24 protein-coding genes and 1 riboswitch are annotated in these 26,195 nt (G+C 68.5%); of the genes, 11 read left to right on the top strand and 13 right to left on the bottom strand.

Annotated elements, in window-relative coordinates; all coding sequences use genetic code 11:
* Positions 1-160: 160 nt before the first annotated feature.
* The gene (gene lpxL / locus AC1Q5A_RS10645; RefSeq protein ID WP_492700686.1) at positions 161-1,078 is read right to left on the bottom strand and encodes an LpxL/LpxP family Kdo(2)-lipid IV(A) lauroyl/palmitoleoyl acyltransferase; all 918 of its coding nucleotides are present in this window, start codon (positions 1,076-1,078) and stop codon (positions 161-163) included.
* A 142-nt stretch (positions 1,079-1,220) separates the two neighbouring features.
* Between lpxL and waaA the strand changes: the two genes are divergently transcribed.
* Positions 1,221-2,486 carry a lipid IV(A) 3-deoxy-D-manno-octulosonic acid transferase gene (waaA, locus tag AC1Q5A_RS10640; protein WP_492700860.1) on the top strand — a complete coding sequence of 422 codons (1,266 nt, stop codon included), beginning with the start codon at positions 1,221-1,223 and terminating at the stop codon, positions 2,484-2,486.
* 58 nt (positions 2,487-2,544) lie between these two features.
* On the opposite strand, the gene AC1Q5A_RS10635 is transcribed toward waaA, so the two are convergent.
* On the bottom strand, positions 2,545-3,846 hold the full coding sequence (locus tag AC1Q5A_RS10635; protein WP_492700685.1) for a TolC family outer membrane protein: 1,302 nt from the start codon (positions 3,844-3,846) through the stop codon (positions 2,545-2,547).
* A gap of 31 nt (positions 3,847-3,877) precedes the next feature.
* Positions 3,878-4,537, bottom strand: coding sequence for a protein-L-isoaspartate O-methyltransferase family protein (locus AC1Q5A_RS10630; RefSeq protein WP_492700684.1), 660 nt, complete (start codon positions 4,535-4,537; stop codon positions 3,878-3,880).
* Between the two features lie 264 nt (positions 4,538-4,801).
* Here AC1Q5A_RS10630 and AC1Q5A_RS10625 point away from each other — a divergent pair, with 264 nt between their 5' ends.
* From AC1Q5A_RS10625 to AC1Q5A_RS10615, 3 genes are all read left to right on the top strand, one after another.
* Entirely contained in the window at positions 4,802-5,452 is a 651-nt protein-coding gene (locus tag AC1Q5A_RS10625; protein WP_492700683.1) for a TetR/AcrR family transcriptional regulator, read from the top strand.
* Between the two features lie 79 nt (positions 5,453-5,531).
* Positions 5,532-5,626: riboswitch (TPP riboswitch) on the top strand.
* Positions 5,627-5,758: 132 nt separating this feature from the next.
* A complete protein-coding gene (thiC, locus tag AC1Q5A_RS10620) occupies positions 5,759-7,636 on the top strand; it encodes a phosphomethylpyrimidine synthase ThiC (protein WP_492700682.1) in 1,878 nt (625 codons plus the stop codon).
* Between the two features lie 109 nt (positions 7,637-7,745).
* Positions 7,746-8,342 (top strand): ferritin-like domain-containing protein, encoded by a 597-nt coding sequence (locus AC1Q5A_RS10615; protein ID WP_492700681.1) that lies wholly within the window; start codon positions 7,746-7,748, stop codon positions 8,340-8,342.
* Positions 8,343-8,379: 37 nt separating this feature from the next.
* On the opposite strand, the gene AC1Q5A_RS10610 is transcribed toward AC1Q5A_RS10615, so the two are convergent.
* The 7 genes from AC1Q5A_RS10610 to AC1Q5A_RS10580 all read right to left on the bottom strand — a co-directional run bounded on the left by AC1Q5A_RS10610 (position 8,380) and on the right by AC1Q5A_RS10580 (position 17,497).
* On the bottom strand, positions 8,380-9,396 hold the full coding sequence (locus tag AC1Q5A_RS10610; RefSeq protein ID WP_492700680.1) for a zinc-binding alcohol dehydrogenase family protein: 1,017 nt from the start codon (positions 9,394-9,396) through the stop codon (positions 8,380-8,382).
* A 297-nt stretch (positions 9,397-9,693) separates the two neighbouring features.
* Positions 9,694-10,233 (bottom strand): inorganic diphosphatase, encoded by a 540-nt coding sequence (gene ppa / locus AC1Q5A_RS10605; protein ID WP_008438143.1) that lies wholly within the window; start codon positions 10,231-10,233, stop codon positions 9,694-9,696.
* Positions 10,234-10,328: 95 nt separating this feature from the next.
* Positions 10,329-11,183 (bottom strand): 2OG-Fe(II) oxygenase, encoded by an 855-nt coding sequence (locus AC1Q5A_RS10600; protein ID WP_492700679.1) that lies wholly within the window; start codon positions 11,181-11,183, stop codon positions 10,329-10,331.
* 10 nt (positions 11,184-11,193) lie between these two features.
* On the bottom strand, positions 11,194-13,332 hold the full coding sequence (locus AC1Q5A_RS10595) for a prolyl oligopeptidase family serine peptidase (protein ID WP_492700678.1): 2,139 nt from the start codon (positions 13,330-13,332) through the stop codon (positions 11,194-11,196).
* A gap of 166 nt (positions 13,333-13,498) precedes the next feature.
* Positions 13,499-15,526, bottom strand: a complete 2,028-nt coding sequence (locus AC1Q5A_RS10590; RefSeq protein WP_492700677.1) for a sodium-translocating pyrophosphatase — start codon at positions 15,524-15,526, stop codon at positions 13,499-13,501.
* A 137-nt stretch (positions 15,527-15,663) separates the two neighbouring features.
* On the bottom strand, positions 15,664-16,065 hold the full coding sequence (locus AC1Q5A_RS10585; protein WP_492700676.1) for an RcnB family protein: 402 nt from the start codon (positions 16,063-16,065) through the stop codon (positions 15,664-15,666).
* A 154-nt stretch (positions 16,066-16,219) separates the two neighbouring features.
* The gene (locus tag AC1Q5A_RS10580; protein WP_492700675.1) at positions 16,220-17,497 is read right to left on the bottom strand and encodes a 6-phosphofructokinase; all 1,278 of its coding nucleotides are present in this window, start codon (positions 17,495-17,497) and stop codon (positions 16,220-16,222) included.
* A gap of 190 nt (positions 17,498-17,687) precedes the next feature.
* Here AC1Q5A_RS10580 and AC1Q5A_RS10575 point away from each other — a divergent pair, with 190 nt between their 5' ends.
* The 6 genes from AC1Q5A_RS10575 (at position 17,688) to AC1Q5A_RS10550 (ending at position 23,026) form a co-directional block, all read left to right on the top strand.
* On the top strand, positions 17,688-18,272 hold the full coding sequence (locus AC1Q5A_RS10575; RefSeq protein WP_492700674.1) for an adenylate kinase: 585 nt from the start codon (positions 17,688-17,690) through the stop codon (positions 18,270-18,272).
* A 36-nt stretch (positions 18,273-18,308) separates the two neighbouring features.
* Positions 18,309-19,748 carry a UDP-N-acetylmuramate:L-alanyl-gamma-D-glutamyl-meso-diaminopimelate ligase gene (mpl, locus tag AC1Q5A_RS10570; RefSeq protein ID WP_492700673.1) on the top strand — a complete coding sequence of 480 codons (1,440 nt, stop codon included), beginning with the start codon at positions 18,309-18,311 and terminating at the stop codon, positions 19,746-19,748.
* Between the two features lie 47 nt (positions 19,749-19,795).
* Positions 19,796-20,404 carry an LON peptidase substrate-binding domain-containing protein gene (locus AC1Q5A_RS10565; protein ID WP_492700672.1) on the top strand — a complete coding sequence of 203 codons (609 nt, stop codon included), beginning with the start codon at positions 19,796-19,798 and terminating at the stop codon, positions 20,402-20,404.
* Between the two features lie 47 nt (positions 20,405-20,451).
* Complete coding sequence (locus AC1Q5A_RS10560; protein WP_492700671.1) at positions 20,452-21,270, top strand: SDR family oxidoreductase; 819 nt, start codon at positions 20,452-20,454, stop codon at positions 21,268-21,270.
* Between the two features lie 76 nt (positions 21,271-21,346).
* The gene (locus AC1Q5A_RS10555; RefSeq protein WP_492700670.1) at positions 21,347-22,582 is read left to right on the top strand and encodes an acetylornithine transaminase; all 1,236 of its coding nucleotides are present in this window, start codon (positions 21,347-21,349) and stop codon (positions 22,580-22,582) included.
* A gap of 24 nt (positions 22,583-22,606) precedes the next feature.
* Positions 22,607-23,026 (top strand): VOC family protein, encoded by a 420-nt coding sequence (locus AC1Q5A_RS10550; RefSeq protein WP_492700669.1) that lies wholly within the window; start codon positions 22,607-22,609, stop codon positions 23,024-23,026.
* 1 nt (position 23,027) lies between these two features.
* On the opposite strand, the gene hemL is transcribed toward AC1Q5A_RS10550, so the two are convergent.
* A complete protein-coding gene (gene hemL / locus AC1Q5A_RS10545; RefSeq protein WP_492700668.1) occupies positions 23,028-24,308 on the bottom strand; it encodes a glutamate-1-semialdehyde 2,1-aminomutase in 1,281 nt (426 codons plus the stop codon).
* Positions 24,305-24,943, bottom strand: coding sequence for a thiamine phosphate synthase (thiE, locus tag AC1Q5A_RS10540; RefSeq protein ID WP_492700859.1), 639 nt, complete (start codon positions 24,941-24,943; stop codon positions 24,305-24,307). The genes hemL and thiE overlap by 4 nt, the downstream gene beginning before the upstream one ends.
* 115 nt (positions 24,944-25,058) lie before the next feature.
* Between thiE and AC1Q5A_RS10535 the strand changes: the two genes are divergently transcribed.
* The gene (locus AC1Q5A_RS10535; protein ID WP_114343884.1) at positions 25,059-25,256 is read left to right on the top strand and encodes a rubredoxin; all 198 of its coding nucleotides are present in this window, start codon (positions 25,059-25,061) and stop codon (positions 25,254-25,256) included.
* A 220-nt stretch (positions 25,257-25,476) separates the two neighbouring features.
* On the opposite strand, the gene AC1Q5A_RS10530 is transcribed toward AC1Q5A_RS10535, so the two are convergent.
* Complete coding sequence (locus AC1Q5A_RS10530; protein WP_492700667.1) at positions 25,477-25,929, bottom strand: DUF192 domain-containing protein; 453 nt, start codon at positions 25,927-25,929, stop codon at positions 25,477-25,479.
* Between the last annotated feature and the right edge of the window lie 266 nt (positions 25,930-26,195).

Raw genomic sequence — 26,195 nt, 5'->3', positions numbered from 1 at the left:
ACGCAACGCCACGACGCCTGCGCGACTTGGCGGGCGGGCATCGGGAGCTCCCTGCGCGAGGCCGGCACCCGGCGCGGGGGCGGTTCGACGTGGTCGGCGCCCGGTCGCGGAAACGGCGCCATTTCAGCGGGCCGGGCTTTCGCCCAGCTGTCGCACGGCGTCAGTAGACCGCGGGCGCGCCGGCGGGTCGCGTCTTGAAGCGCTTGTGCACCCACAGATACTGCTCGGGCGCCTCGCGCACCATCTGCTCGATGCAGACGTTGATGCGCGCGGTGTCGTCCAGCACGTCCGCGCCGGGAAAGCCGTCCAGCGGCGCGCCGAGGCGCAGCGCGTAGCCATCGCCGCCGGGCAGGCGGCGATGGAAGAACGGCACCACCAGCGCGCCGGACATCCGCGCCAGGTGATGGGTGGCGGTGATGGTGGCCGCCGGCACGCCGAAGAACGGCACGAACACGCTGTCCTTGCTGCGCATGTCCTGGTCCGGCGCGTACCACAGCGTGCCGCCGCCGCGCAGGTATTTCACGGTGCCGCGGATGTCGTCCTTCTCGAACATCGCATCGGCGTAGTCCAGCCGCGCGCGCAGCACCGCCCACTCGAACACCGCCGAATCCATCCGCCGGTACATCCCGGCGATGCGGAGGCGCTGCGAGACCAGTCGCGCGCACAGCTCCAGGTGCGAGAAGTGGCCGCCCACCAGCAGCACGCCCTTGCCCTGCGCGCGCGCCGCCGCGAGGTGTTCCAGCCCTTCGATCCGGGTGGGGATGGCGGCCATGCGGCGGTCGCTGCCCATCCAGCCCAGCGCGAACTCCACCAGCATCAGGCCGATGTCGCGCAGGTTCGTCTCGACGAGTGCCTCCTGCGCCGCGGCATCCAATTCGGGAAAGCACAGCGCGATGTTCGCCGCGGCGATATGCCGACGCTCGGAAGGGATCCGCGGCACCAGTGCGCCCAGCCGGCGCCCCAGCCCCATCAATGTACGCTGCGGCAGCCGCGCGATCAGCCAGATCGCGGCCACGCCCAGCCAGGCCGGCCAGTGGCGCGGCGCAAGCAGCGAGCGGGTGAAGGTGGGGCGGGGCATGCCGGGCATCGTGCGCATTGTAGTGGAGGCGGCAACCGGCAACGGACCGCGGGGCGACAGCGTGTCGCAGGCCCTGGTCATGGCGCCGGTTCGCGATTCCGCGGTCCCGTATACTGCCGCGCTGGACTGATGGGCCGTGACGTTGCGCTATCTCTATACCCTCGCGATGTTCCTGGTGACGCCGCTGCTGGTGCTGCGGCTGCTGGCGCGGGGGGTGCGCTCGCGGCCCTATCACCGGCGCTGGCCGGAGCGCTTCGGCTTCTTCGATCCGCCCGGCTTCAGCGGCAGTCTGTGGGTGCACGCGGTGTCGGTGGGCGAGGTGAATGCGGCCGAGCCGCTGATCAAGGCGCTGCGCCGCGATTACCCGAATGCACCGCTGGTGGTCACCACGGTCACGCCGACCGGCACGGCGCGCGTGCAGCAGTTGTTCGGCGACAGCGTGTTCCACGTCTACCTGCCGTACGACCTGCCGTACTCGGTGAGCCGCTTCCTGAAGAAGATCCGGCCGCGGCTGGCGCTGATCGTGGAAACCGAGATCTGGCCGAACCTGTATTTCGCCTGCCGCCAGCGCGGCATTCCGCTGATGATCGTCAATGCGCGGCTGTCCGAACGCTCGCTGCGCGGCTATGCGCCGCTGCGCGGGCTGGCGCGCTCGGCATTGCGTTGCGTGCGGCTGATCGCGGCGCAGTCGCGCACCGACGCCGCGCGCTACCGGCTGCTCGGCGCCGCCCCGGAGCAGGTGCTGGTCATCGGCAACATGAAGTTCGACATGCCGATCCCGGACGGAGCGGTGGCCGCTGGTGCGGAGATGCGCGAGCACTGGGGCCGGCGGCGGCCGGTATGGATGGCGGCCAGCACGCACGAGGGCGAGGAGCTGGCGGCGCTGGAAGCGCACCTGCAGGTGCTGAAGCGGCTGCCGGATGCGCTGCTGCTGCTGGCGCCACGCCATCCGGAGCGTTTCAAGCTGGCCGAGAATGCAGTGCGCAGCCTGGGCTTCTCGGTCGCCACGCGCAGTGGCGAGGGCGTGCCGTCGGTGTCGCACCAGGTGTTTGTGATCGACGCCATGGGCCAGCTGATGCCGTTCTTCGCGGCGTCCGACGTGGCCTTCGTCGGCGGCAGCCTGGTGCCGATCGGTGGCCACAACGTGCTCGAGCCAGCGGCCTTGTCGGTGCCGGTGCTGGTGGGGCCGCACACGTTCAACTTCGAGGAGATCACCCACAGCCTGATCGAGCATGGTGGCGCCGAACGCGTGGCGGATGCTGGGCGGCTGGGGTCCGGCGTGCTGGCATTGTTGCGCGACGCCACCAGGCGCGAGCGGATGGGGCAGGCGGCGCAGCAGGTGTTCCAGCGCGAGCGCGGCGCGGTGCAGCGGGTGATGCGGCTGATCGACGCGCTGCTGCAGGAGTGATTCCGCAGAGAGCAAAACGGCCGGGGTGAACCCGGCCGTCTGGCGCGTGCGCAGCGGCTTACTGCAGCAGCGCGTTGATGGTCTCGATGTCCTTGAGGTCGGCGGTGCCGACGGTCTGCTTCAGCAGCAGCTTGTTCAGGATGAACTGGTGGCGGGCCTGCGAGTAGCTGCTCTCCGAGGAGGTCAGGACCTGGATCGCCAGCAGCACGTTGGTCATCGTCTGGGTGCCGACCTCGAAGCCCGCGCGGGTCGCCTCGAGCGCCTTGCGGCCGGATTCCACCGAGGCCTTCGCCGACTCCACCTGGGCGATGCCGGCGATCACCGAGCGGTAGTAGTTGAGCGTGTCGCGCACGATCTGGCGGCGCTGCGCCTCCATCGCGTCGGCGGCGGCGTCGCGCTGGTAGATCGACTGGCGCACGCGCGACTGGGTCGCGCCGCCGGAGAAGATCGGCACGTTGAGGGTCAGCCCGATCGTGGTCGAGGCCGGATCGTGGTAGCGCGCGGAGGCGTTGGTGTCGGACCAGCCGGCATCCTTGCCGTAGCTGACGCCGGCGGTGATCGTGGGCAGGTGGCCGGCGCGTGCGGCGCTGATGTTGTGCTCGGCCGTCTGCACGTTGCTCTTTTGCGCGAGCAGGCTCGGGCTGGTCTGCAGCGCCTGCTTCACCCAGCTGTCCTGGTCGGCCGGCGCCGGCGGCTGCATCGGCAGGTCGTCGCGCAGTTTCTTCAGGTCGCCGGTGGGCTTGCCGGTGATCTGGGCGAGCGCCTCGCGGGCGTCGTTCACCGCGTTCTGCGCAGCGATGGTCTGCGACTTGGCCGCCTCGTAGTAGGCCTTGGCCTGATAAACATCGGTGACCGCCGAGAGGCCGACCTTGAAGCGCTGGTCGGACTGCTCGTACTGCTGCCGGAACGCATCCTCGTTGGCCTTGGCGTAGGTCAGCTCGTCCTCGCTGGTCAGCACGCCGAAGTAGGCGGAGGCAACGCGCACGTACAGCTGCTGCGCGGCAGCCTGGTACAGCTCGTCCTGCGCCTCCGACGCCGAGTGCGCGGCCTTGAGGTTGGCGTACTTACTGAAGTCGAGCACGGTCTGGCTGAGCGTGCCCTTGAGCGAGCGCGAACGGGCATGGCCGATCAGGTTGCCGCCGTGGGTCTGGTCCAGGCTCAGGCTGGCGTTGACCTGCGGGAGCAGCAGCGCGCGCGCCTGGTCCACCCCTTCGCCGGTGGCCAGACGGGAGGCGTCGGCCTGCGACAGCACCGGGTCGTTGGCACGCGCCTCGCGGTAGGCATCGAGCAGATCCTCGCCGTGGCTGGGCAGCGAAATGGCGGCCAGGGCCAGTGCAAGGGTAAGCAGCTTCAAGCGCATGGGATGCCTCGTGGGGATGGTTCGGGAGAGGTCAGAACACGAACCGTTGCGGCGGCTCGGCGTGGGTCAGGTAGGGCAGGTCGGTTTCGAACAGGGTTTCTTCGCGACAGCGGCCGGCACCCTCGTGGGTCAGCAAGGTGGCCTGCTGCACCGGCGACTGGCCGCGGATGACCAGCGCGCGTGCGCCGGGCTTGAGCCAGGCCAGCCAGCGCGGCGGGATCGCATGCACCGCGCCGGTCACCACCAGCGCATCGAACAGGCCGTCGGGCTGCCATTCGTTGACCGCCTCGCCGGTGGCGAGGCTGGCATTGGCGATGCCGGCATCCTGCAGGCGCCGGAAGGCGGCCGCGGTGAAATCGGCATGGATGTCGACGCTGCTCACCCGGGCCGCCAGGCTGGCCAGGCAGGCAGTGAGGAAGCCCGAACCGGTACCGATTTCCAGCACGCTGTCGGTGGGCAGCAGTTCCAGCGCCTGCAGCACGCGGCCCTCCACCACCGGCTTCATCATCACCTCGCCGTGGCCCAGCGGCAGGCACAGGTCGGCGAAGGCAAGCTGGCGGTGCTCGGCAGCGACGAAATTCTCGCGGCGTACGCGACCGAGTACATCCAGCACGCGGCCGTCCAGCACTTCCCAGGGGCGCACCTGGTTTTCCACCATGTTGAGCCGCGCCTGCTCGATGTTCATCGCCATCTGCTCATGTCCCGTACGGATCGAAAAAGGTCAAAAAGGATAAGCGCTGGCGCCCGGCCCTACAATGACACCTTCGACGCAGGCAAGCCTGCCGGTTGCCGGCGGCCCTACGAAGTGCCGGAAGTCATCGCGGCCGGCCGAGGGCCCGCCGCTTGATGCGGATGCCGGCGCGGCAGACGCCGGGCCATGAGAGGCACCCTTCTGGAAAATAATTGAACCGATGCGTATAATAAAGCTTGAACATCCGTTTGTGAAGGTGGAGGCATGAGCAGCAGCACGCAAATCAAATCCCAGGGACCCGGTCGCCCGAAGGACATGGAAAAGCGTGCGGCGATCCTGGCGGCAGCCAAGGCGCTGTTCATCCGCAATGCCTTTGCCGGCACCAGCATGGATGCCATCGCCGCGGATGCCGGCGTGTCCAAGCTCACCGTGTACAGCCATTTCGGCGACAAGGACAACCTGTTCCGCGAAGTGATCCGTTCGCGCATCCAGGACCTGCTGCCGGAGGAGACCTACTCCTTCGATCCGAAGGCGGACATCCGCGAAGTGCTGATGCGGGTGGCGCTGACCCATGCCCACCTGGACTGCAACGCCGAGACCGTGGGCACGTTCCGCGCCATCCTCAGCGATTGCCGCCAGGGCAACCCGCGCTACGGCAAGCTGATGTGGGAGGAAGGCGCGATGCGGACGCATGGCCTGATGGAACGCCTGCTGAAGCAGGCGGTTGATGCCGGCCGGCTGGACATCGACGACGTTCCGCGCGCCAGCGTGCAGTTCCTCACCCTGATCAAGGGCAACCTGATGATGCGCCAGATGTTCGGTTGCACCGGCTGCACCGACAACTACATCGAGGAAATCGAGGCGACGGCACGCGCCGGCGTGGAGACATTCCTGCGCGCCTACCTGCCGCGCTAGGAGCCCGGAGGGGTTTCTTGCCACCCGCGCGCCTGGGTGGTGCTCGCCTGCACCCCCCGCTTCGTGCTTGAATGGTGCCGTTCTGAAGCGGGGGTGCCGACCACAGTCGGCTGAGAGAGTCCCTTCGAACCTGATCCGGCTCGTACCGGTGTAGGGAGCTTCGTCGCACGACATCCACCTTCGTGCGTCCGGCATCGCCGCTTTGTTGCTGTATGCGAATTCCTCGCAAGGGTCCGCACGTCTTTGCGCGGACCCCCAACAAAGCGCGTCCCCGCGGGGACGCGGGTGAATGCCGGAGCCACGCCGATGAATGCCCAGCCCTTCGACCTTGCGCGCGCCGCGCAGGAACTTTCCGAGTCCGTCGTGCGGCCGATCCCCGGTTCGCGCAAGATCCACCTGCCGGGCAGCCGGCCCGACCTGCGCGTGCCGCTGCGCGAGATCGTCCAGGCCGATACGCCGGCGATGTTCGGCGTGGAGAAGAATCCGCCGGTCACCGTTTACGACACGTCCGGCCCGTATACCGATCCGGACCATCGCGTCGACCTGGTCGCCGGCCTGCCGCCGCTGCGCGCCGCGTGGATCGCCGAACGCGGTGACAGCGAGGCGCTCGGTGGCCGGAGTTCCGAATTCGGCCGCCGCCACGCCGCCGCGCCGGAACTGGCGGCGATCCGCTTTCCGCGCCTGCCCACGCCGCGCCGCGCCAAGGCTGGCGCCAACGTCACCCAGATGCACTATGCGCGCCGCGGCATCGTGACGCCGGAGATGGAGTACATCGCGATCCGCGAGAACCAGCGCATCGAGGCGCTGGGCGACAGTGCGCTGCGCGTGCAGCATCCAGGCCAGTCGTTCGGCGCCGCGCTGCCGCGACTGATCACGCCGGAGTTCGTGCGCGACGAAGTGGCGCGCGGCCGCGCCATCATTCCCGCCAACATCAACCACCCGGAAAGCGAGCCGATGATCATCGGCCGCAACTTCCTCACCAAGATCAACGCGAACATCGGCAACAGCGCGGTGACCTCGTCGATCGCCGAGGAGGTCGAGAAGATGGTGTGGTCGATCCGCTGGGGCGGCGACACGGTGATGGACCTTTCCACCGGCAAGCACATCCACGAGACGCGCGAGTGGATCCTGCGCAACGCGCCGGTGCCGATCGGCACGGTGCCGATCTACCAGGCGCTGGAAAAGGTGGGCGGCGTGGCCGAGGAGCTCACCTGGGAGCTGTTCCGCGACACGCTGGTCGAACAGGCCGAGCAGGGGGTCGATTACTTCACCATCCACGCCGGCGTGCTGCTGCGCTTCGTGCCGCTCACCGCCGGGCGCGTCACCGGCATCGTCTCGCGCGGCGGCTCGATCATGGCCAAGTGGTGCCTCGCGCATCACAAGGAGAACTTCCTCTACACGCACTTCGAGGACATCTGCGAGATCATGAAGGCCTACGACGTGTCCTTCAGCCTCGGCGACGGCCTGCGCCCCGGTTGCATCGCGGACGCCAACGACGCGGCGCAGTTCGGCGAGCTGGACACGCTGGGCGAGCTTACCCAGCTCGCCTGGAAGCACGACGTGCAGACCATGATCGAAGGCCCCGGCCACGTGCCGATGCAGCTGATCAAGGAGAACATGGACCGCCAGCTGGAGAAGTGCGGCGAGGCGCCGTTCTACACGCTGGGGCCGCTCACCACCGACATCGCGCCGGGCTACGACCACATCACCAGCGCGATCGGCGCGGCGATGATCGGTTGGTTCGGCACCGCGATGCTCTGCTACGTGACGCCGAAGGAACACCTGGGCCTGCCGAACAAGCAGGACGTGCGCGACGGCATCATCGCCTACAAGATCGCCGCGCACGCGGCGGACCTCGCCAAGGGCCATCCAGGCGCCCAGGTGCGCGACAACGCGCTGAGCAAGGCGCGCTTCGAGTTCCGCTGGGACGACCAGTTCAACCTCGGCCTCGATCCGGAGAAGGCGAAGGAGTTCCACGACGAGACGCTGCCGAAGGATGCGCACAAGTCGGCGCACTTCTGCTCGATGTGCGGACCGAAGTTCTGCTCGATGAAGATCACCCAGGACGTGCGCGACTACGCCGCCGAACATGGCGTGGAGGCGTTCGCGGCGATCGACGAGGGCATGGCGGAGAAGGCCGCCGAGTTCCGCGCGCGGGGCGCCGAGGTCTATCGCCGCACCTGAGCGGACGCGTGGAGCAGCGTTGTCGACGAAGCCGGGTGAAGCCCTCTTCACCCGGCTTTTTCGTGTGCCTGCCTAGGCTGGAAAGCCACGTCACCCAGAGGAGCACGCCATGGCCAAGAACAAACCCTTCGTCAGCGACATCGAGAACATCCGCAAACGCGCGCGCAAGGATATCGACAAGGGCGCGATGACGGCCGGCTACGGCGCCGACCGCGCCACCGTGGTCAAGCTGCTCAACCATGCGCTGGCGACCGAGATCGTCTGCGTGCTGCGCTACAAGTACCACTACTACATGGCGTCGGGCATCAACTCGCAGGCGATCAAGGGCGAGTTCCTGCAGCATGCGAACGAGGAGCAGGGCCACGCCGACCTGATCGCCGAACGGATCACCCAGCTCGACGGCAAGCCGAACCTGTCGCCGGAAGGCCTGCTCAGCCGCAGCCATGCCGACTACGCTGAAGGCGACGACCTGGTCGACATGATCAAGGAGGATCTGGTGGCCGAGCGCATCGCGATCGACAGCTACCGCGAGGTGATCGATTACATCGGCAGCGACGATCCCACCACCCGCCGCATGCTGGAGGGCATCCTGGCGATGGAGGAGGAGCACGCCGAGGACATGAACACGCTGCTGGAGCAGCTCGGCAAGAAGGGCGAGCCGGCCAAGCCGTCGCCCGCCAGGAAGGCCGTGGGCAAGCGGAGTTGATTGTCCCAGGCGACACTGGCGCATGCCGCCGGTGCCGTCACCAGCCGGCCAGCACCAGCTTGCCGATCGTGCGACCCGATTCCAGCCGGCGGTGTGCCTCGCGCAGGTTCGCCGCGTTGATCGGCGCCAGCGTTTCGGTGCGCGTGCAGCGCAGTTCGCCGGCGTCGATCAGCCGGGCGACCCGCTCGAGGATGCGGCCCTGTTCGGCCATGTCGGCGGTGCCAAAGCGCGGTCGCGCGAACATGAATTCCCAGTGGATGCCGATGCATTTGGCCTTGTACGGATCGCCGATCTTCAGCGCGCCGGCCGGTTCCACGATCAGGCCGACGTGGCCCTGCGGCGCCAGCAATTGGCCGACCGCCTCCCAGTAGTGGTCGGTATCGGCGAGGTTGAGCACGGCGTCCACCTGGCCGAAACCCAGCGCCTCCAACTGCGGCGCCAGCGCGTGGCGGTGGTCGAGCACGTGATGCGCACCCATCGTGCGGCACCAGTCGATGGTTTCGACGCGCGAGGCGGTGGCGATCACCGTGAAGCCCGCGCGCCGTGCCAGCTGGATCGCGATCGAGCCCACGCCGCCGGCGCCGCCGATCACCAGCAGCGACTTGCCTTCACCGCCGTGCTCGCTGTCGAACGGCATGCGCTGGAACAGCAGTTCCCACGCGGTCACCGCGGTCAGCGGCAAGGCCGCCGCCTCCGCCAGCTCCAGCGACCGCGGCGCATGGCCGGCCAGCCGTGCGTCGACCAGCTGGAATTGCGCGTTGCTGCCAGCGCGAGTGACGTCGCCGGCGTAGTACACACGGTTGCCAGGCTGGAAACCGCCGACCGAATCGCCGACCGCCTCCACCACGCCGGCGGCGTCGTAGCCGAGCACCTTGGGCTGCGCCTCGATCTGCGGCTTGGGCGAACGGATCTTGGTGTCGACCGGATTCACCGACACCGCTTCGACGCGCACCAGCAGGTCGTGCGCGCCGGGTACGGGCGTGGGCAGTTCGACGTCGAGCAATGACTGCGGGTCGTCGATCGGCAGGTAGCGGGTGAGGGCGACGGCTTTCATGGGGCATCTCCGGCAGCAGACCGGGAGGGCTGGTGCCGGCAGCGGAGTGCGTTCGGCGAATGGTCGGCTCCCGTGGAGCGACAAGGATACGGCGGCAAGCCGCCCGTCGCCGGGATCCGGCCGGCGGCATCGAAGTGCCGATAGCCGTGGCACGCAGCGGATGGAAGCTGACGGGTGGTCCCGCACGGGCCCCGCGTCCGGCTCGGCCGCGGTTGGCCAAAACGCACAAACCCCGCCGAAACGGGGTTTGTGCGTGGTGCAACCACATGTTCCGCAGGGAGCCCGCGCCCGACAGGCTCAGCCGCTGATGGCGTCCTGGTAACGCTGGAATCCGGCCAGGATCTCGGCCTTCGCCTCGTCGGCGCCGACCCAGCCGTCCACCTTCACCCACTTGCCCTTCTCAAGGTCCTTGTAGTGCTCGAAGAAGTGGCCGATGCGCTCCAGCCAGTGCGGCGAGACGCCCTTCATGTCGTTGATGTGCGCGTAGCCCGGGAACACCTTGGGCGAGGGGATCACCACCAGCTTCTCGTCGCTGCCGGCCTCGTCGGTCATCTTCAGCATGCCGACCGGATGGCAGCGGATCACCGAACCGACCGCCAGCGGCAGCGGCAGGATCACCACCGCGTCCAGCGGGTCGCCGTCGCCGCCCAGCGTGCGCGGCACGTAGCCGTAGTTGCACGGGTAGCGCATCGGGGTGGACAGGATGCGGTCCACGAAGATCGCGCCCGACTCCTTCTCCACCTCGTACTTGACCGGCTCGGCATCCTTGGGGATTTCGATGATGACGTTGATTTCTTCCGGCACGTTGCGGCCGGCGGAGACGAGGTGCAGACCCATGGACTGTCCTTGGCGATAAAGGGGAAAAATGAGGTTCGCAAGGATACGCCAAACGCTGCTGCGATGCAGCAGCAACGGGGTGCCGCACTGCCCGGTCAGGCTTTTGCCGGCTTCTTGTAAGGCTGTTCACGCAGCCACTTGGTGGCGATCCACTTCTCGCCCTCCAGCACCGGCAGCCCGGCATGCAGCGAGCTGCGGTCGCCGCCCTCGTAGGCGAAATACACCGCCGCACCGCGCCGCGCGGTGACGGTGAGGCCCGGTTCGGGGAACGCCGTACCGCCGCCCCGGGCGGGCGTGTTCAGGTACATCACCACGCTGGCGATGCGCTGCCCACCGACGGCGGTGATCGCCTCGTAGCCCGGTTGTCCCGGGTCGAACCAGTCGAAGTGCGGCTCGTACGCCTGGCCCGGCAGGTAATGCAGGATCTGCAGCCCTTCGCCGTGGCTCGCCGGCACGCCGAGCAGGGCGGCCAGGCGCCGCTCGATGCGGCCGACCAGCGGCACTTCGTTCAGGGTGAAGAACATGCCTTCGCTGGTGCGCCGCCGGTCCACCTGCTGGCGGCCCTCGCTGTCCACGGTGAGCGCACGCTGCAGGCGCGGCCGTGCCAGCGCGATCAGTTCGTCGCATTCCTGTGCGCCGAGGACGTTCTCCAGCACCCGCAGCGCCGGCGCGTCGACGCTGAGCGAGACGCCGATGGCGTGCCCCTCCACACGGACTTCCGGCGCCTCGGGGTGCTTCGTGCGCAGGCCCGGCGACGCCCCCTTGGCGTTGCCGGCAAGCAGCGCCGCCAGCGGCAGCTTCAGCACCTCGGCGACGATGCTGCGGCTCTGCCGCGGGTCGTAGCCGTGCTCCTTCATCAGCTTCAGCACCTCCGGCACGCCGTGGCCGGCGCGCGTGGTGGCGAGGATCCATTCGCGCAGTCCGGGGTTGATCGTGGTGTGTGGATGCATGGGATCGGGATTACTTCAGCTGGTCCCACAGGAAGTCGTAGGCCATCGCGTGCATGTGGGCGGATTGCTGGTTGTCCGCGCCGGCGCCGTGGCCGCCTTCGAGGTTCTCGTAGAACCACACATCCTTGTGGCCCTGCGCCTGCATCCTCGCGGCCATCTTGCGCGCCTGCACCGGGCCGACGCGATCATCGCTGGTGGCGGTGTAGAACAGCACCGGCGGGTAACGGCCGTCCCTCTTCACGTTCTGGTACGGCGAGAAGGTCTTGATGAAGGCCCAGTCGGCGCTGTCGGGGTTGCCGTATTCGGCCATCCACGAGGCACCGGCGGACAGGTGGATGTAGCGCTTCATGTCCAGCAGCGGCACCTCGCAGGCGATCGCACCGAACAGCTGCGGGTACGTGGTCAGCATGTTGCCCATCAGCAGGCCGCCGTTGCTGCCGCCTTCGGCGCCAAGATGCTTCGCCGAGGTGACGCCGCGCTTCACCAGATCCTCGGCCACCGCAGCGAAATCCTCATACGCGCGCGGGCGGTTCGCCTTCAGCGCGGCCTGGTGCCACTGCGGGCCGTACTCGCCGCCGCCGCGGATGTTGGCGATCACGTACACGCCGCCGCGTTGCAACCAGGCGCGGCCGACGCTGCCACTGTACTGCGGCTGCAGCGAGACCTCGAAGCCGCCGTAGCCGTACAGCAGGGTGCGGTTGTTGCCGTCCAGCTTGATGCCCTTCGGGGCGATCACGAAGTACGGCACGCGGGTGCCGTCCTTCGATTGCACGAAGTGCTGGCTGACCGTGAACTTCGCGGCGTCGAAAAATGCCGGCGCCTGCTTGATCGTCTCGGCCGCCGTGCTGTCCAGCACACCATGCTGCAGCGACGACGGCGCCAGGAACCCGGTGACGTCGAGCCAGTACTCGTCGCTGTGGTCGGGGTCGGTGTCGAGCACGCGGATCGTGTTCATTGCGGGCGCGCCGGGCATGGCCTCGCGCTTCCAGTTGTCGTCGGGCGCAGCCGTCTGTGGCGGAGTCAGCACCTCCAGCCGGCTCTTGACGTCGTCCATCAGGTTGAGGATCAGGTGGTCCTTGGTCCAGGCGTACGAGTCCAGCGAGGTGTGCGCATCCGGTGCGAACAGCACGACGAACCGGCGCTTGCCGGCCATGAAATCGTCGAACTTCGTCGCCAGCAGGGCGCCGCCCGGGTAGTGGTCGGCGCCGATCGTCCACGGCGAACGCGTCTGCACCAGCAGCCATTCGCGATGGGCGTCGGCGTTCGCATCGGTCGGCACCTCGACGCGCTTCAGCTGGTCGCCGATGCGCTGGTACAGCTCGCTGTGGAAGAAATCCTTGGCGACGGAGACGAAGTCGCGCTCGTAACCCGGCGTGCGGTCGTGCGATGCGCCAACCGCGAGATCGGTCGGCTTGCCCTCGTGCACGGTGCTGGCCGCCGCCAGCGGCGTGCCGCGCTTCCACTCCTTGGCGATGCGCGGGTAGCTCGATTCGGTCATCGAGCCGGGGCCAAAATCGGTGCCGACGTAGAGGGTGTTTTCATCGATCCAGCCGACCTGGCTTTTCGCCACCGGCAGCTCGAAGCCATCCTTCACGAACGCCTTGTGCGGAATGCTGAACTCACGCACGGCCACCGCGTCGCCGCCGTCCGGCGACAGCGAGACCAGGCAGCGCTCGAACGCCGGCTTCAGGCATTCCACGCCCTTGAACACCCAGCGCCTGTTCTCGGCCCGGTTCAGCGCGTCGACGTCCAGCAGCACTTCCCATGCCGGCTCGGCCTTGCGGTACTCGGCCAGCGTGGTGCGCCGCCAGATGCCGCGCGGGTGCGCCTTGTCGCGCCAGAAGTTGTACAGGTAGCTGCCCATCCGGTTGACGTAGGGAATGCGCGCCTGCGAGTCGAGCACCTCGAGGATGCTGTCGCGGGTACGCGCGAACTCGGCGTTGTCGACGAACTGCTTCGCGGTCGCCGCGTTCTGCTGCTTCACCCAGTCCAGCGCGCGGGCGCCGTGGATGTCCTCCAGCCACAGGAATGGATCGTCGCCGGCCGGCGCGGCCTCGGGCGTGGGGCGGGGTGTCGTGTCGCGGGCGTGGGTGTCATTCATGCCCGCCAGTGTGACGCCGAGTGCCAGCATCAGCCAGACCGATTTCATCGTGTGCTCCCAGGTGCGCGAGTGGACGTGATGGACGGGGCACGCCCGCCGCCGGCCGAGCGTAACGCCGCGGTCGCGGGGCCGCCCGTGGCTAAAGTCAGGCGCGCGGGCCGGAAACGAAGATCCCGCCACGCGGGCGGGATCTTCGCGAGCATGGAGGCGCCGCTTACAGCAACGGAACCAGCAGCAGCGCCACGATGTTGATGATCTTGATCAGCGGGTTCACCGCGGGGCCGGCGGTGTCCTTGTACGGATCGCCCACGGTGTCGCCGGTGACCGCGGCCTTATGCGCCTCGGAACCCTTGCCGCCGTGATGGCCGTCCTCGATGTACTTCTTGGCGTTGTCCCACGCGCCACCGCCAGTGGTCATCGAGATCGCCACGAACAGCCCGGTGACGATGGTGCCGATCAGCACGCCGCCGAGCGCCCTCGGCCCCAGCAGCAGGCCGACCACGATCGGCACCGCGACCGGCAGCAGCGACGGCGCGATCATCTCGCGGATCGCCGAGCGGGTCAGCATGTCCACCGCGCGCGAATACTCCGGCTTGGCGGTGCCCTGCATGATGCCCGGGATGTCGCGGAACTGCCGGCGCACTTCCTCCACCACCGCGCCGGCGGCGCGGCCCACCGCCTCCATCGCCATCGCGCCGAACAGGTAGGGGACCAGACCGCCGATCAGCAGGCCGATGATCACCATGTGGTCGGACAGGTCGAAGGTGAACACGTCACCGGGGTGCGCCGCCTGCAGGTTGTGCGTGTAGTCGGCGAACAGCACCAGCGCGGCCAGCGCGGCCGAGCCGATCGCGTAACCCTTGGTCACCGCCTTGGTGGTGTTGCCCACCGCGTCGAGCGGATCGGTGACGCCGCGCACTTCCGGCGGCAGGTCGGCCATCTCGGCGATGCCGCCGGCGTTGTCGGTGATCGGGCCGTAGGCGTCCAGCGCCACCACCATGCCGGCCATCGACAGCATCGCGGTGGCGGCGATCGCGATGCCGTACAGGCCACCGAGGCCGTACGCGCCCCAGATCGCCGCGCAGATCACCACCACCGGCATCGCGGTGGATTTCATCGACACGCCCAGGCCGGCGATGATGTTGGTGCCGTGGCCGGTGGTGGACGCCGCGGCGATGTGCTGCACCGGGCTGTACTGCGTGCCGGTGTAGAACTCGGTGATCCATACGATCGCGCCGGTCAGCGCCAAGCCGATCAGCGAGCACACCCACAGGTTCATCGCGCCGTGGCCGAAGCCGGGCATCAGCTGCATGGTGATCGGCAGGAACGCGGCGCCGGCGAGCACTGCCGAGACGAACACGCCCTTGTACAGCGCACCCATGATCGAGCCGTCTTCCTTCGCCTTGACGAACAGCGTGCCGATGATCGAGGCGACGATCGATATGCCGCCCAGCAGCAGCGGGTACAGCACCGCGTTGGGGCCCACCTCGCCGGCCATCAGGCCGCCCAGCAGCATGGTGGCGATCACCGTCACCGCGTAGGTCTCGAACAGGTCGGCGGCCATGCCGGCGCAGTCGCCCACGTTGTCGCCCACGTTGTCGGCGATCACCGCCGGGTTGCGCGGATCGTCCTCGGGGATGCCGGCCTCGACCTTGCCGACCAGGTCGGCGCCGACGTCGGCGCCCTTGGTGAAGATGCCGCCGCCCAGGCGCGCGAAGATCGAGATCAGCGAGCTGCCGAACGCCAGGCCGACCAGCGCATGCAACGCCGTCTCGCCGCCGATGCCCATGCGATCGAGTATCAGCCAGTAGCCGGCGACGCCGAGCAGGGCCAGCCCCACCACCAGCATGCCGGTGATCGCGCCGCCGCGGAACGCCACGTCCATCGCCGCGCGAAGGCCGCGTCGCGCCGCCTCGGCGGTACGCACGTTGGCGCGCACCGACACGTTCATGCCGATGTAGCCGGCCGCGCCGGACAGGATCGCGCCGATCAGGAAGCCGACCGCGGTCGCCCAGGTGAGGAAGAAGCCGATCAGCAGCAACAGCACCAGGCCGACCAGGCCGATGGTGGTGTACTGGCGATTGAGGTAGGCGCGTGCGCCTTCCTGGATGGCGGCGGCAATTTCCTGCATCCGCTCGTTGCCCGGCGACTGCGCCAGAATCCAGCGCGTGGAGAACGCGCCATACAGAACCGCCACCACCGCACACGCAACGACGATCCACCAGCCATACTGCTGCAGCATCGGAGCCTCCCCATGGGTTGTATGTGGCCGTCCGGAACGGGCGGTCCCGGGGAGTATAGGCAGACGTGGCGGCGCAAGCCGTTGTGCGGCGCAACGCCGCGGCCCACAACGATAAAAGGGCCGCTTCGTGCCGCAGCTCAGCGCAGCGCCACGTCCAGGATGATGCCGGTGGCGATCGCGACCAGCAGGTAGTCGTTGTCGGCGCGCACCCAGCGGTAGCCGCGCGGCGGCGGACGCAGGTGGTAATGGCCGTAGTCGCGCACCACGTAGGTCGGGCCGCGATAGCGGTGGCCGCGTTCCCAGCGATGGTGGCGCACCGGGCAGTAGCGCGGGCCGGCATGGCGGTGGTCATGGTGGTGACCGCGGTAGCGGTCGCCGTGGCGTCGATGGCCGCGGCGCCCGTCGTCATGGCGGCGATCGTGGCCGCGGTCGTGGCCATGCCGGCCGTGGTCGCCCGGGCCGGGGCCCGGCGCGGCCAGTGCCGGGCTGCCGGCAGCGAGCAGGGCCAGCGCGATGAACAGGCGGGGGATGAGTTTCATTGGCAGGTCTCCTCCGAGGAGGGCCGTGGCCGCAGCATGCGACGATCGACCCGGGCAGGTCGATCGTAAGAACATGCGGCTGAACGCAAACCGGTACGACACGCCGTTTTCAGGGGCGCTCACGCGGTGAAACTCATCACGCCATCGCTGCGGTTCAGCGCTGGAATGCCGCCAGACGCTTCGCCACGGCCGTGTTTTTCAGCCGCACGTAACGCGGCAGGCCGTTCTTGCCATAGGGCAGCGGGGCTTCGCCGAGGATCAGCGGTGCGAGGTAACGGCGTGCGGCGGTGGTAATGCCGAAACCGTCGCGGGTGATGAAGTTCTTCGGCATCTTCTTTTCGCGGTTGGCGATCTTCGCCAGCGCGGCTGGTTCGATCTTCCAGCGGTACGGCATATTCGATGCGCGCACGATCACCGGCATCACCGCGTTCATCCCGGCCAGCGCGTAGTCGACCGCGGCACGGCCCACCGCGTAGGCCTGCTCCGCGTCGACCTTTGAGGCGGCATGTCGCGCCGAGCGCTGCAGGTAGTCGGGCAGCGCCCAGTGGTACTTGTAGCCGAGCTTCTCCTTCACCAGCGCCGCCAGCACCGGCGCCACGCCGCCCAGCTGGGCGTGGCCGAACGCGTCGCGGGTGCCGGCCTCGGCGAGGAACTGCCCGGCCGCGTTGCGCACGCCCTCGGAAGCGACCACGGTGCACCAGCCTACCCGCTCGACGGTGGCTTTCACTTTCGCCAGGAACGCCGCCTCGTCGAACGTGTTCTCGGGAAACAGGATGATGTGCGGCGGCGCGTCGGCACCCTCGCCGGCCAGCCCCGCGGCCGCGGCGATCCAGCCGGCGTGGCGGCCCATCACTTCGAGGATGAACACCTTGGTCGAGGTCTCCGCCATCGAGGCCACGTCGAGGCTGGCTTCCAGCGCGGAGATCGCGGTGTATTTCGCCACCGAGCCGAAGCCCGGGCAGCAGTCGGTGACGGCGAGGTCGTTGTCCACCGTTTTCGGCACGCCGATGCAGCGGATGTCGTAGCCGAGTGCCTTGCCGATCTGCGACAGCTTCAGCGCGGTGTCGGCCGAGTCGTTGCCGCCGTTGTAGAGGAACCAGCGGATGTCGTGGGCGCGGAACACGTCGATCAGCCGCTCGTACTCGGCGCGGTTCTCGTCCAGCGACTTCAGCTTGTAGCGGCACGAGCCGAACGCGCCGCCGGGCGTGTGGCGCAGCGCGGCGATCGCGGCGGCCGGTTCCTTCGAGGTGTCGATCAACTCCTCGCGCAGCGCGCCGAGGATGCCGTTGCGCGCGGCATACACCTTCACGCCCTTGCCGCGCGCGGCTTCGATCACGCCGGCGGCGGTGGCGTTGATCACGGCGGTGACGCCGCCGGATTGGGCGTACAGCAGGTTGCCGGTGATGGCGGGCGAACGGCGGCTCGGGCTCATGGGATCCTCGATCGGGCGATGGAAGCGTGGCGATGGTGCCGGCAAATCTTTTTCCGCAACAGACACTTGGCCGGTTACGACGAATGTCTCTGTTTGACGACACCCGGTGCAGCGGCTAATTTGACGCACAATTCCGTGCATCGGGCGGGTTGTTGCAGTGTGCGGCGGCCCGCCGAACTTGTGGAGCATTATGCGACTCGTCCTACTTGGTGCGCCCGGCTCGGGCAAAGGTACGCAGGCGGCCCGGCTGAAGGCGGCGCTGGGCGTTCCGCACATCTCGACCGGCGACATGCTGCGCGCCGCCGTCGCCGCCGGTACCGCGATGGGGCTCAAGGCCAAGGCGGTGATGGACGCCGGCCAGCTGGTTTCCGACGACATCCTGCTCGGCATGCTGGAGGAGCGCCTGGCCCAGGCCGACGCGAAGGCCGGCTTCATCCTCGACGGCTACCCGCGCAACCTGGCCCAGGCCGACGCGCTCGACCACCTGCTGGCCAAGCTCGGCCAGCCGCTGGATGCGGTGGTGAAGTTGGAGGTGCCGAACGAGGCGATCATCGGGCGCTGCGAAATCCGCTTCAAGGCGGAAGGCCGCGCCGACGACAACCCGGATACCGTGCGCAAGCGCCTGGGCGTCTACGCCGAGCAGACCGCGCCGGTGGCGGATTTCTACGCCAGCCGCGGCAAGCTGCAGGTGGTGGACGGCGTCGGCGAGCTGGCCGAGGTCACCGCACGGATCGAGCGCGCGCTGCAGAACGAAGCCGCCGCCGCGAACGGCTGAGCACACTTCCCGCTCCCAGCAAGGGAATCGCTCGCCATGCGTCTGCACATCCTCGGCATCTGCGGCACCTTCATGGGCGGGGTCGCCGCGCTCGCGCGCGAGCTGGGCCACGCGGTCGAAGGTTCCGACGCCAACGTCTATCCGCCGATGAGCACCCAGCTGGAGGCGCTCGGCATCGGCCTGATGAGCGGCTACACCGCCGAGCATCTGCAGCCGGCCCCCGATCTCGTCGTGGTCGGCAACGCGATGACCCGTGGCAACCCGGCCATCGAGTACATGCTCGATGCGCGTCTGCGCTACATCTCCGGCCCGCAGTGGCTGGGCGAGACCGTGCTGGCCGACCGCGACGTGCTGGCCGTGGCCGGCACCCACGGCAAGACCACCACCACCAGCCTGTTGGCGCATCTGCTGGAGCGCGCGGGGATGGCACCGGGCTTCCTGGTTGGCGGGGTGCCGGGCAATTTTGGAGTGTCGGCGCGGTTGGGGCATCGCGGCGCGCAGAGTCCCCCTTCCGGCGCTGCGCGCCTCCCTCCCCCGCGGGCGGGGGACGTGAAGGTGGAGCAGTCTTCGACTGCGCCTTTCGTCATCGAAGCGGACGAATACGACACCGCGTTCTTCGACAAGCGCTCGAAATTCGTGCACTACCGCCCGCGCATCGCGATCCTCAACAACCTCGAGTACGACCACGCAGACATCTTCCCCGACGTGGCGGCGATCCAGCGCCAGTTCCATCACCTGGTGCGCATCGTGCCGGGCAACGGCCGGCTGATCGTCAACGCGCATGACGAGCGCCTGGCCGAGGTGCTGGCGATGGGCTGCTGGACGCCGGTGGAAAGCTTCGGCATCGGAACCGGTGACTGGCAGGCGGAACTGATCGAGGCCGACGGCAGCGCGTTCAGGGTGACGCGCCGCGGCGAAGACGTGGGCGAGGTGCGCTGGTCGCTGCTCGGCCAGCACAGCGTGATGAACGCGCTCGCCGCGCTCGCTGCGGCAGCCGCCGCCGGCGCCGATCCGCAGGCGCTGCTGCCGGCGTTCGCCAGCTTCGAGAGCGTGAAGCGGCGGATGGAACTGGTCGGCGAGGTGGCTGGCGTGCGCGTGTACGACGACTTCGCCCACCACCCCACCGCGATCGCCACTACCCTGGCCGGGCTGCGCGCGAAGGTGGGCAAGGCGCGCATCCTGGTGGCGCTGGAGCCGCGTTCCAACTCGATGCGCCAGGGCGCGCACGCCGCCGCGCTGGCGCCGTCCCTGGCCGACGCCGATGCGGTGGTGTTCCTGCATCGCCCCGAACTGCCGTGGGACGCCGGCCGCGTCACCGCGGCGCTGGGCGGGCGCGGCACCACGGCGCCGACGGTCGATGCACTGATCGGCGCGTTGCGCGCGCAGGCGCGCGCGGGCGACCAGGTGATCTTCATGTCCAACGGCGGCTTCGAGGCGGCGCCGCGCCGTTTCGTGGAGAGCTTGCGGCAGGCCTGAACCGGCCGCTGCAGACCCGGGATGCCGGCTCTGGGTACACTCGTCGCATGGTTGTCCTGTCCCAATCGCCGCTCGTCGAGATGCCGCTGTTCCCGCTGGCATCCGTGCTGTTTCCCGGTGGCCGGTTGCAGTTGCGCATCTTCGAACCGCGCTATCTCGACCTGGTGCGCGAATGCACGCGTCACGGTACCGGCTTCGGCGTGTGCCTGATCCTGCAGGGCCAGGAAACGGGCGAGCCGGCGGTGCCGGCGGCGATCGGCACGATTGCGCGGATCAGCGATTTCCATCGCGACGACGGCGGCCTGCTCGGCATCGTCGCCGAGGGTGGCTCGCGTTTCCGCGTGGCGCGCAGCCGGGCGCGTTCCGACGGCCTGCTGCGCGGCGACGTGGAGATCCGGCCGGACGAGCCGGAGCAGCCGGTGCCGGTGGAGTTCGCCCTGCTGCAGACCATCCTGGAACGGTTGATCGAGACGATGGCGCCGCAGTGGCGCGATGCGCCGCGCAGTGCCTACGACGAGGCCAGCTGGCTGGGCTTCCGGCTGGCCGAGCTGCTGCCGCTGGATGCCGGCGAGCAGCAGCACATGCTCGAACTGGATGATCCGGTGCAGCGGCTGGCCGAGTTGCGCGACATCCTGCCGCGCTTCCAGAAGCCGTGAGCCCGGCGGGTTCTACACTGGACGCATGATTCGACGGAGCGACGTGCATGGCCGACCTTGCCGGCAAGACCCTGTTCATCAGCGGTGCCTCGCGTGGCATCGGCCTGGCGATTGCGCTGCGCGCCGCGCGCGACGGCGCCAACATCGTGATCGCGGCCAAGAGCGGCGTGCCGAACCCGAAGCTGCCCGGCACCATCCATAGCGCGGCGGCGGCGGTCGAGGCAGCCGGCGGCAAGGCGCTGGCGCTGCAGGTGGACATCCGCGAGGAGGCCCAGGTGGTGGCCGCCGCGGCGCAGGCGGCCGAGCGTTTCGGCGGCATCGACATCGTGGTCAACAACGCCAGCGCGATCTGGCTCGCCGGTACCGAAGGCACGCCGATGAAGCGCTTCGACCTGATGCAGCAGGTCAACACCCGCGGCACCTTCCTGGTCACCCGGGCCTGCGTGCCGTACCTGAAGAAAGCGGCCAATCCGCACGTGCTGATGCTGTCGCCGCCGCCGAACCTCGACCCGAAATGGTTCGCGCCGCACACCGCCTACACCATCGCCAAGATGGGCATGAGCCTGTGCGTGCTGGGGATGAGCCCGGAATTCGCGCCGCTGGGCATCGCGGTGAACGCGCTGTGGCCGCGCACGGTGATCGCCACCGCGGCGATCGGCATGATCGACGGCGTGAAGGCCGAGCATTGCCGCAAGCCGGAGATCGTGGCCGACGCCGCCCATGCCATCCTGATCCGTCCGGCGCACGGCTACACCGGCCATTTCGCGATCGACGAGGAGATCCTGCGCGAGGCCGGCGTGAGCGACTTCGATGGCTATGCCGTGCAGCCGGGCGCGGCCTTGCTGCCGGATCTCTTCCTGGACTGAAATCGGCCGTGCAATTGCCGGGATCAGGCTCTAGCATGCGCGCCACCCGTCCCCTTTCCCGCACGCTGGACCATCGATGACCCGCTCCGATTCCTCCACCGAGGCCTTGACCTCGCTCGGCAAACATTACTGGCTGCCGGTGTACAAGCCGCGCGAGCTGGTGCTCGACCACGGCAGGGGCGCGCGGGTGTGGGATACCGAGGGGCGCGACTACGTGGATTTCGGCGCCGGCATCGCGGTGAACGCGCTCGGCCACCAGGATCCGGACCTGCTTGCCGCGCTGACCGCGCAGGCGCACAAGCTCTGGCACAGCAGCAATGTGTTCTACACCGAGCCGCCGCTGCGGCTGGCGGAAGAGCTGGTGCAGGCTTCGGGTTTCGCCGAGCGGGTGTTCCTGTGCAACTCCGGCGCCGAGGCGAACGAGGCGGCGATCAAGCTGGTGCGCAAGTGGGCGGCGGCGCAGGGCCGGGCGCCGGAACGACGCGTCATCATCACCTTCAAGGGCTCGTTCCACGGCCGCACGCTGGCTACCGTCACCGCCACCGCGCAGCCGAAGTACCAGCAGGGCTACGAGCCGCTGCCGGCGGGTTTCCGCTACCTCGATTTCAACGATACCGCGGCGCTGGAGGCGGCATTCGCCGCCGGTGATGTCGCGGCGGTGATGCTGGAGCCGGTGCAGGGCGAGGGCGGCGTGCTGCCCGCCGCGCCGGGCTTCCTCGGGCGCGTGCGCGAGCTGTGCGACCAGCATGATGCGCTGCTGGTGCTGGACGAGATCCAGTGCGGCATGGGCCGCACCGGTATGCTGTTCGCGCATGCCCACGAGAATGTCAGGCCGGACATCGTGACCCTGGCCAAGGCGCTCGGCGGTGGTTTCCCGATCGGCGCGATGCTGGCCGGCCCCAAGGTGGCCGAGGTGATGCAGTACGGCGCGCACGGCACCACCTTCGGCGGCAACCCGATGGCCGCGGCGGTGGCGCGCGTCGCGCTGGCCAAGCTGTCCTCGCCGGCGGTGCTGATGAACGTGGAACGCCAGGCGAACGACCTGCGCGCGGGACTGGCGCGGATCAACATCGAGCTGAAGCTGTTCGACGAGGTGCGCGGCCGCGGCCTGATGATCGGCGCGGTGCTGGCCGATCCGTACAAGGGCAAGGCCGGCGCGATCCTCGATCATGCCGCCGCGCATGGCTTGCTGCTGTTGCAGGCGGGGCCGGACGTACTGCGCTTCGTGCCGCCGCTGACCATCACCGACGAGGAGCTCGCCGACGGTCTCGGGCGCCTGCACGCGGCGTTGAGCGATTTTGCGGCAGGCTGAAGCCGGACGATCAGGAGCATCCCGATGAAATACCTGCACACCATGGTGCGCGTGCGCGACCTCGACGCTTCGCTGCGTTTCTACGGTGAGGGCCTCGGCCTGCGCGAGGTGCGCCGCAAGGAGGTGCCCGAGGGCAAGTACACGCTGGTGTTCCTGGCCGCGCCGGACAGCCCCGAGGCCGAGATCGAGCTCACCTGGAACTGGGGTTCGACCGAGGACTATGGCAGCGCCCGCAACTTCGGCCACCTCGCGTTCCGCGTCGAGGACATCTACGCCACCTGCGCGCGCCTGCAGGCAATGGGTTGCACCATCCACCGCCCGCCGCGCGACGGCCACATGGCCTTCGTGCGCTCGCCCGACCTGATCTCGATCGAGCTGCTGCAGGAAGGCCACCTGCCACCGCGCGAGCCGTGGGCGTCGATGCCCAGTACCGGCAGCTGGTGAATCAGCCCTTCGCGTCGCGCAGGGCGCCGCGCGCGGCTTCCAGCGTGTCGGCGATATCCTGGTCGCTGTGCGCACTGGACAGAAAACCGGCTTCGAATGCCGAAGGTGCCAGGTACACGCCGCGCTTCAGCATGCCGTGGAAGAAGCGGTTGAACAGCGTCGTGTCCGCCGCCGTGGCCTGCGCGTAGCCCTGCACTTTTTCGGCGCTGAAGAACAGGCCGAACATGCCGCCGACGCGGTTGCTGCTGAACGAGATGCCTTCGCCGTCGGCGACGGACTGGAAGCCGTCGCAGAGCAGGCGCGTGCGGGCGGCCAGTTTGTCGTAAAAGCCGGGCGCCTGGATCAGCTCCAGCATCGCCAGTCCTGCCGCCATCGCCACCGGGTTGCCGGAGAGCGTGCCGGCCTGGTAGACCGGTCCGCTCGGCGCGATCTGCTCCATCAGCTCGCGGCGGCCGCCGTAGGCGCCCACCGGCATGCCGCCGCCGATGATCTTGCCGAAGGTGCTGAGGTCGGGCGTCACGCCGTAATGCGCCTGCGCGCCGCCAAGCGCCACGCGGAAACCGGTCATCACCTCGTCGAAGATCAGCAGCGTGCCCGACTGCGTGCACAGTTCGCGCAGGCCCTGCAGGTAGCCGTCCACCGGCAAGATGCAGTTCATGTTGCCGGCGACCGGCTCGATGATCAGGCCGGCGATCTCATTGCCGTGTTCGGCGAACAGTGCTTGCGCGGCGGCAAGGTCGTTGTAGGGCAGGGTGAGCGTGAGGTCGGCATTCGCCTTCGGCACGCCCGGCGAGGTTGGCACGCCGAAGGTCAGCGCGCCGGAGCCGGCCTTGACCAGGAAGCTGTCGCCGTGGCCGTGGTAGCAGCCCTCGAACTTCACGATCTTGCTGCGGCCGGTGGCGCCGCGCGCAAGGCGGATCGCCGACATGGTGGCTTCGGTGCCGGAGTTCACCATGCGCACCATCTCGACCGAGGGGATCAGCCGGGTGATCGTCTCGGCCATGGCGACTTCGGCCGGACAGGGCGTGCCAAAGGAGAGGCCGTTCTTCACCGCGCGCTCGACCGCTTCGCGCACGGCGGGGTGGTTGTGGCCGACGATCATCGGCCCCCACGAGCCCACGTAGTCGATGTAGCGGGTGCCTTCCACATCCCACAGATACGCGCCGTCCGCCCGCGCGGTGAAGAACGGTTCGCCGCCGACCGATTTGAACGCGCGCACCGGCGAGTTCACGCCGCCGGGCATCAGCTTCTGGGCGCGCTGGAAGAGGTCGTGGTTGCTCATCGTGCGGATTCTCGATCGGAGGGATACAGGTCGGCAAAACGCCGCGCGGCGGCGCGCACATCGGCGCTGGCGAACACGGCGGAAATCACCGCCAGGTAGTCCGCGCCCGCCTCGACCAGCGAGGCGCCATTGTCCGGCGTGATCCCGCCGATCGCCACCCGCGGCACGCCCAGCGCGGCGCTTTGCCTCAGCAGTTCGAGCGGCGCGCGCGGCGCCAGCGGCTTGGTCGGCGAGGGGAAGAACGCGCCGAACGCGACATAGCTTGCGCCGGCGCGGGCCGCCGCCTGCGCTCGCTGCAGCGAGTCGTAGCACGATACGCCGATGATCGCGTGTCCGCCGAGCGCTGCGCGGGCGCTGGCGAGGTCGTCGTCTTCCCGGCCCAGGTGCACCCCGTCCGCGCCCACCGCGCGGGCCAGCGCGATATCGTCGTTGATGATCAGCGGCACGCCGTGGCGGCGACACAGCTGCAGCAACGCGGCCGCCTCGGCGTGGCGTCGTTCCGCGTCAGCGCTCTTGTCGCGATACTGCAGCAGCCGCACGCCGCCGGCCAGCGCTTGCGCGACCGCCGCCAGAAGATCCGCGCGCGGCCCGTCGGTGATCGCATACAGGCCGGGGCCGGGATGGGCGGTGAGCATGTTCAAGGCATGACCTCTGGGGCGGTGTGGGGCGGGCGATGATGTTCCATGCTTTCGCAATGCCTGGCGAGTTGCGAGAATGGGCAATTCCGTTGCGATCCGAAGAAGCCCGACCATGAGCCAGAGTTCCACCGAAACCGCTGCGTTGCGCAAATGGATGTGCGTCGTCTGCGGCTACATCTACGACGAAGCCGCAGGCGTGCCCGACGAGGGGATTCCGGCCGGCACCCGCTGGGCGGACGTGCCCGATACCTGGACCTGTCCGGACTGCGGTGCCACCAAGGCCGATTTCGAGATGATCGAGATCGACTGAACGCCGGTTTCCGCCAGCAAACGGCCCGATCCCGTCAGTGTATTGGCCGGGCCGCCTGTTCTGATGTTCCTGCGCCCCTCCGAGTGGCGCGTCATGCGGGGAACATCGCCATGCAACAGTTCATTCCGTTCGAAGACAACTGGGACGCCCTGGAGACCCTGCGTCCCGAGGACCTGATTCCCTATCGGGTCGGCATGCTGGATGCGGCTAGTGCTTCCGCTCAGTGCACCGCGCCGATTTCTCCGTCGATCTTCAGCTCGTCGCCGTGCCGCGCGCCGATGCGCTGCGCCGTCCCCGCGGACAGCTCCAGCACGTAGCGCGCAGGCCCATCGCTCGGATAGGTCGTGCATGGATCCGCCTTGCATGGTGGCACGTCGGACTGCATCGAGACGAGCCGGCGGTCCGCGTCGAAATACAGGATATCCAGGGGGATCAGCGTGTTCTTCATCCAGAACGCCTGCGGCGCCGTGTAGGGAAACACGAACAGCATGCCGTGGTCGGGCGCCAGCGTGGTGCGCATCATCAGGCCATGCTGGCGACCGGCATCGTCGCTGGCGAGTTCCACCGAGAAACGCTGTCCGTGCAGCACGACAGCCATTCCTGCGTGCTGGGCCGGTGCGCTGGGGGAACATCCGGCCAGCAGCAGAAGCAGCGGGACAAACCATCGTTTCATTGCGGTATGCGTCGCAGTTTTGGAAACGTCGTGCAGTGTAGCGCTGCGATCGGTCGCGCTCTTCACGCGCAGAGCACATTTGCCCCTTCCCAGATGCTTCACTCGGCGCTATGATTCTCGCCCCTTCGACGAGACGCCCTCTCGTGAAGGTTTCCGCCACATCCCTCGCTGAAAAATTTCTTCGCTGCGGGTGTTGACGGACGTAAAAAGCGATGTAGAATGGGCGGCTCACCCGGGACGAAAGGTCACGGGGCGATCACTGAAAA

It is taken from the genome of Rhodanobacter sp. GW835-FHT13D09, assembly GCF_058793995.1.
The sequence above is the reverse complement of the archived record's forward strand: the minus strand, read 5'-3'. Positions and strand labels throughout refer to the sequence as shown.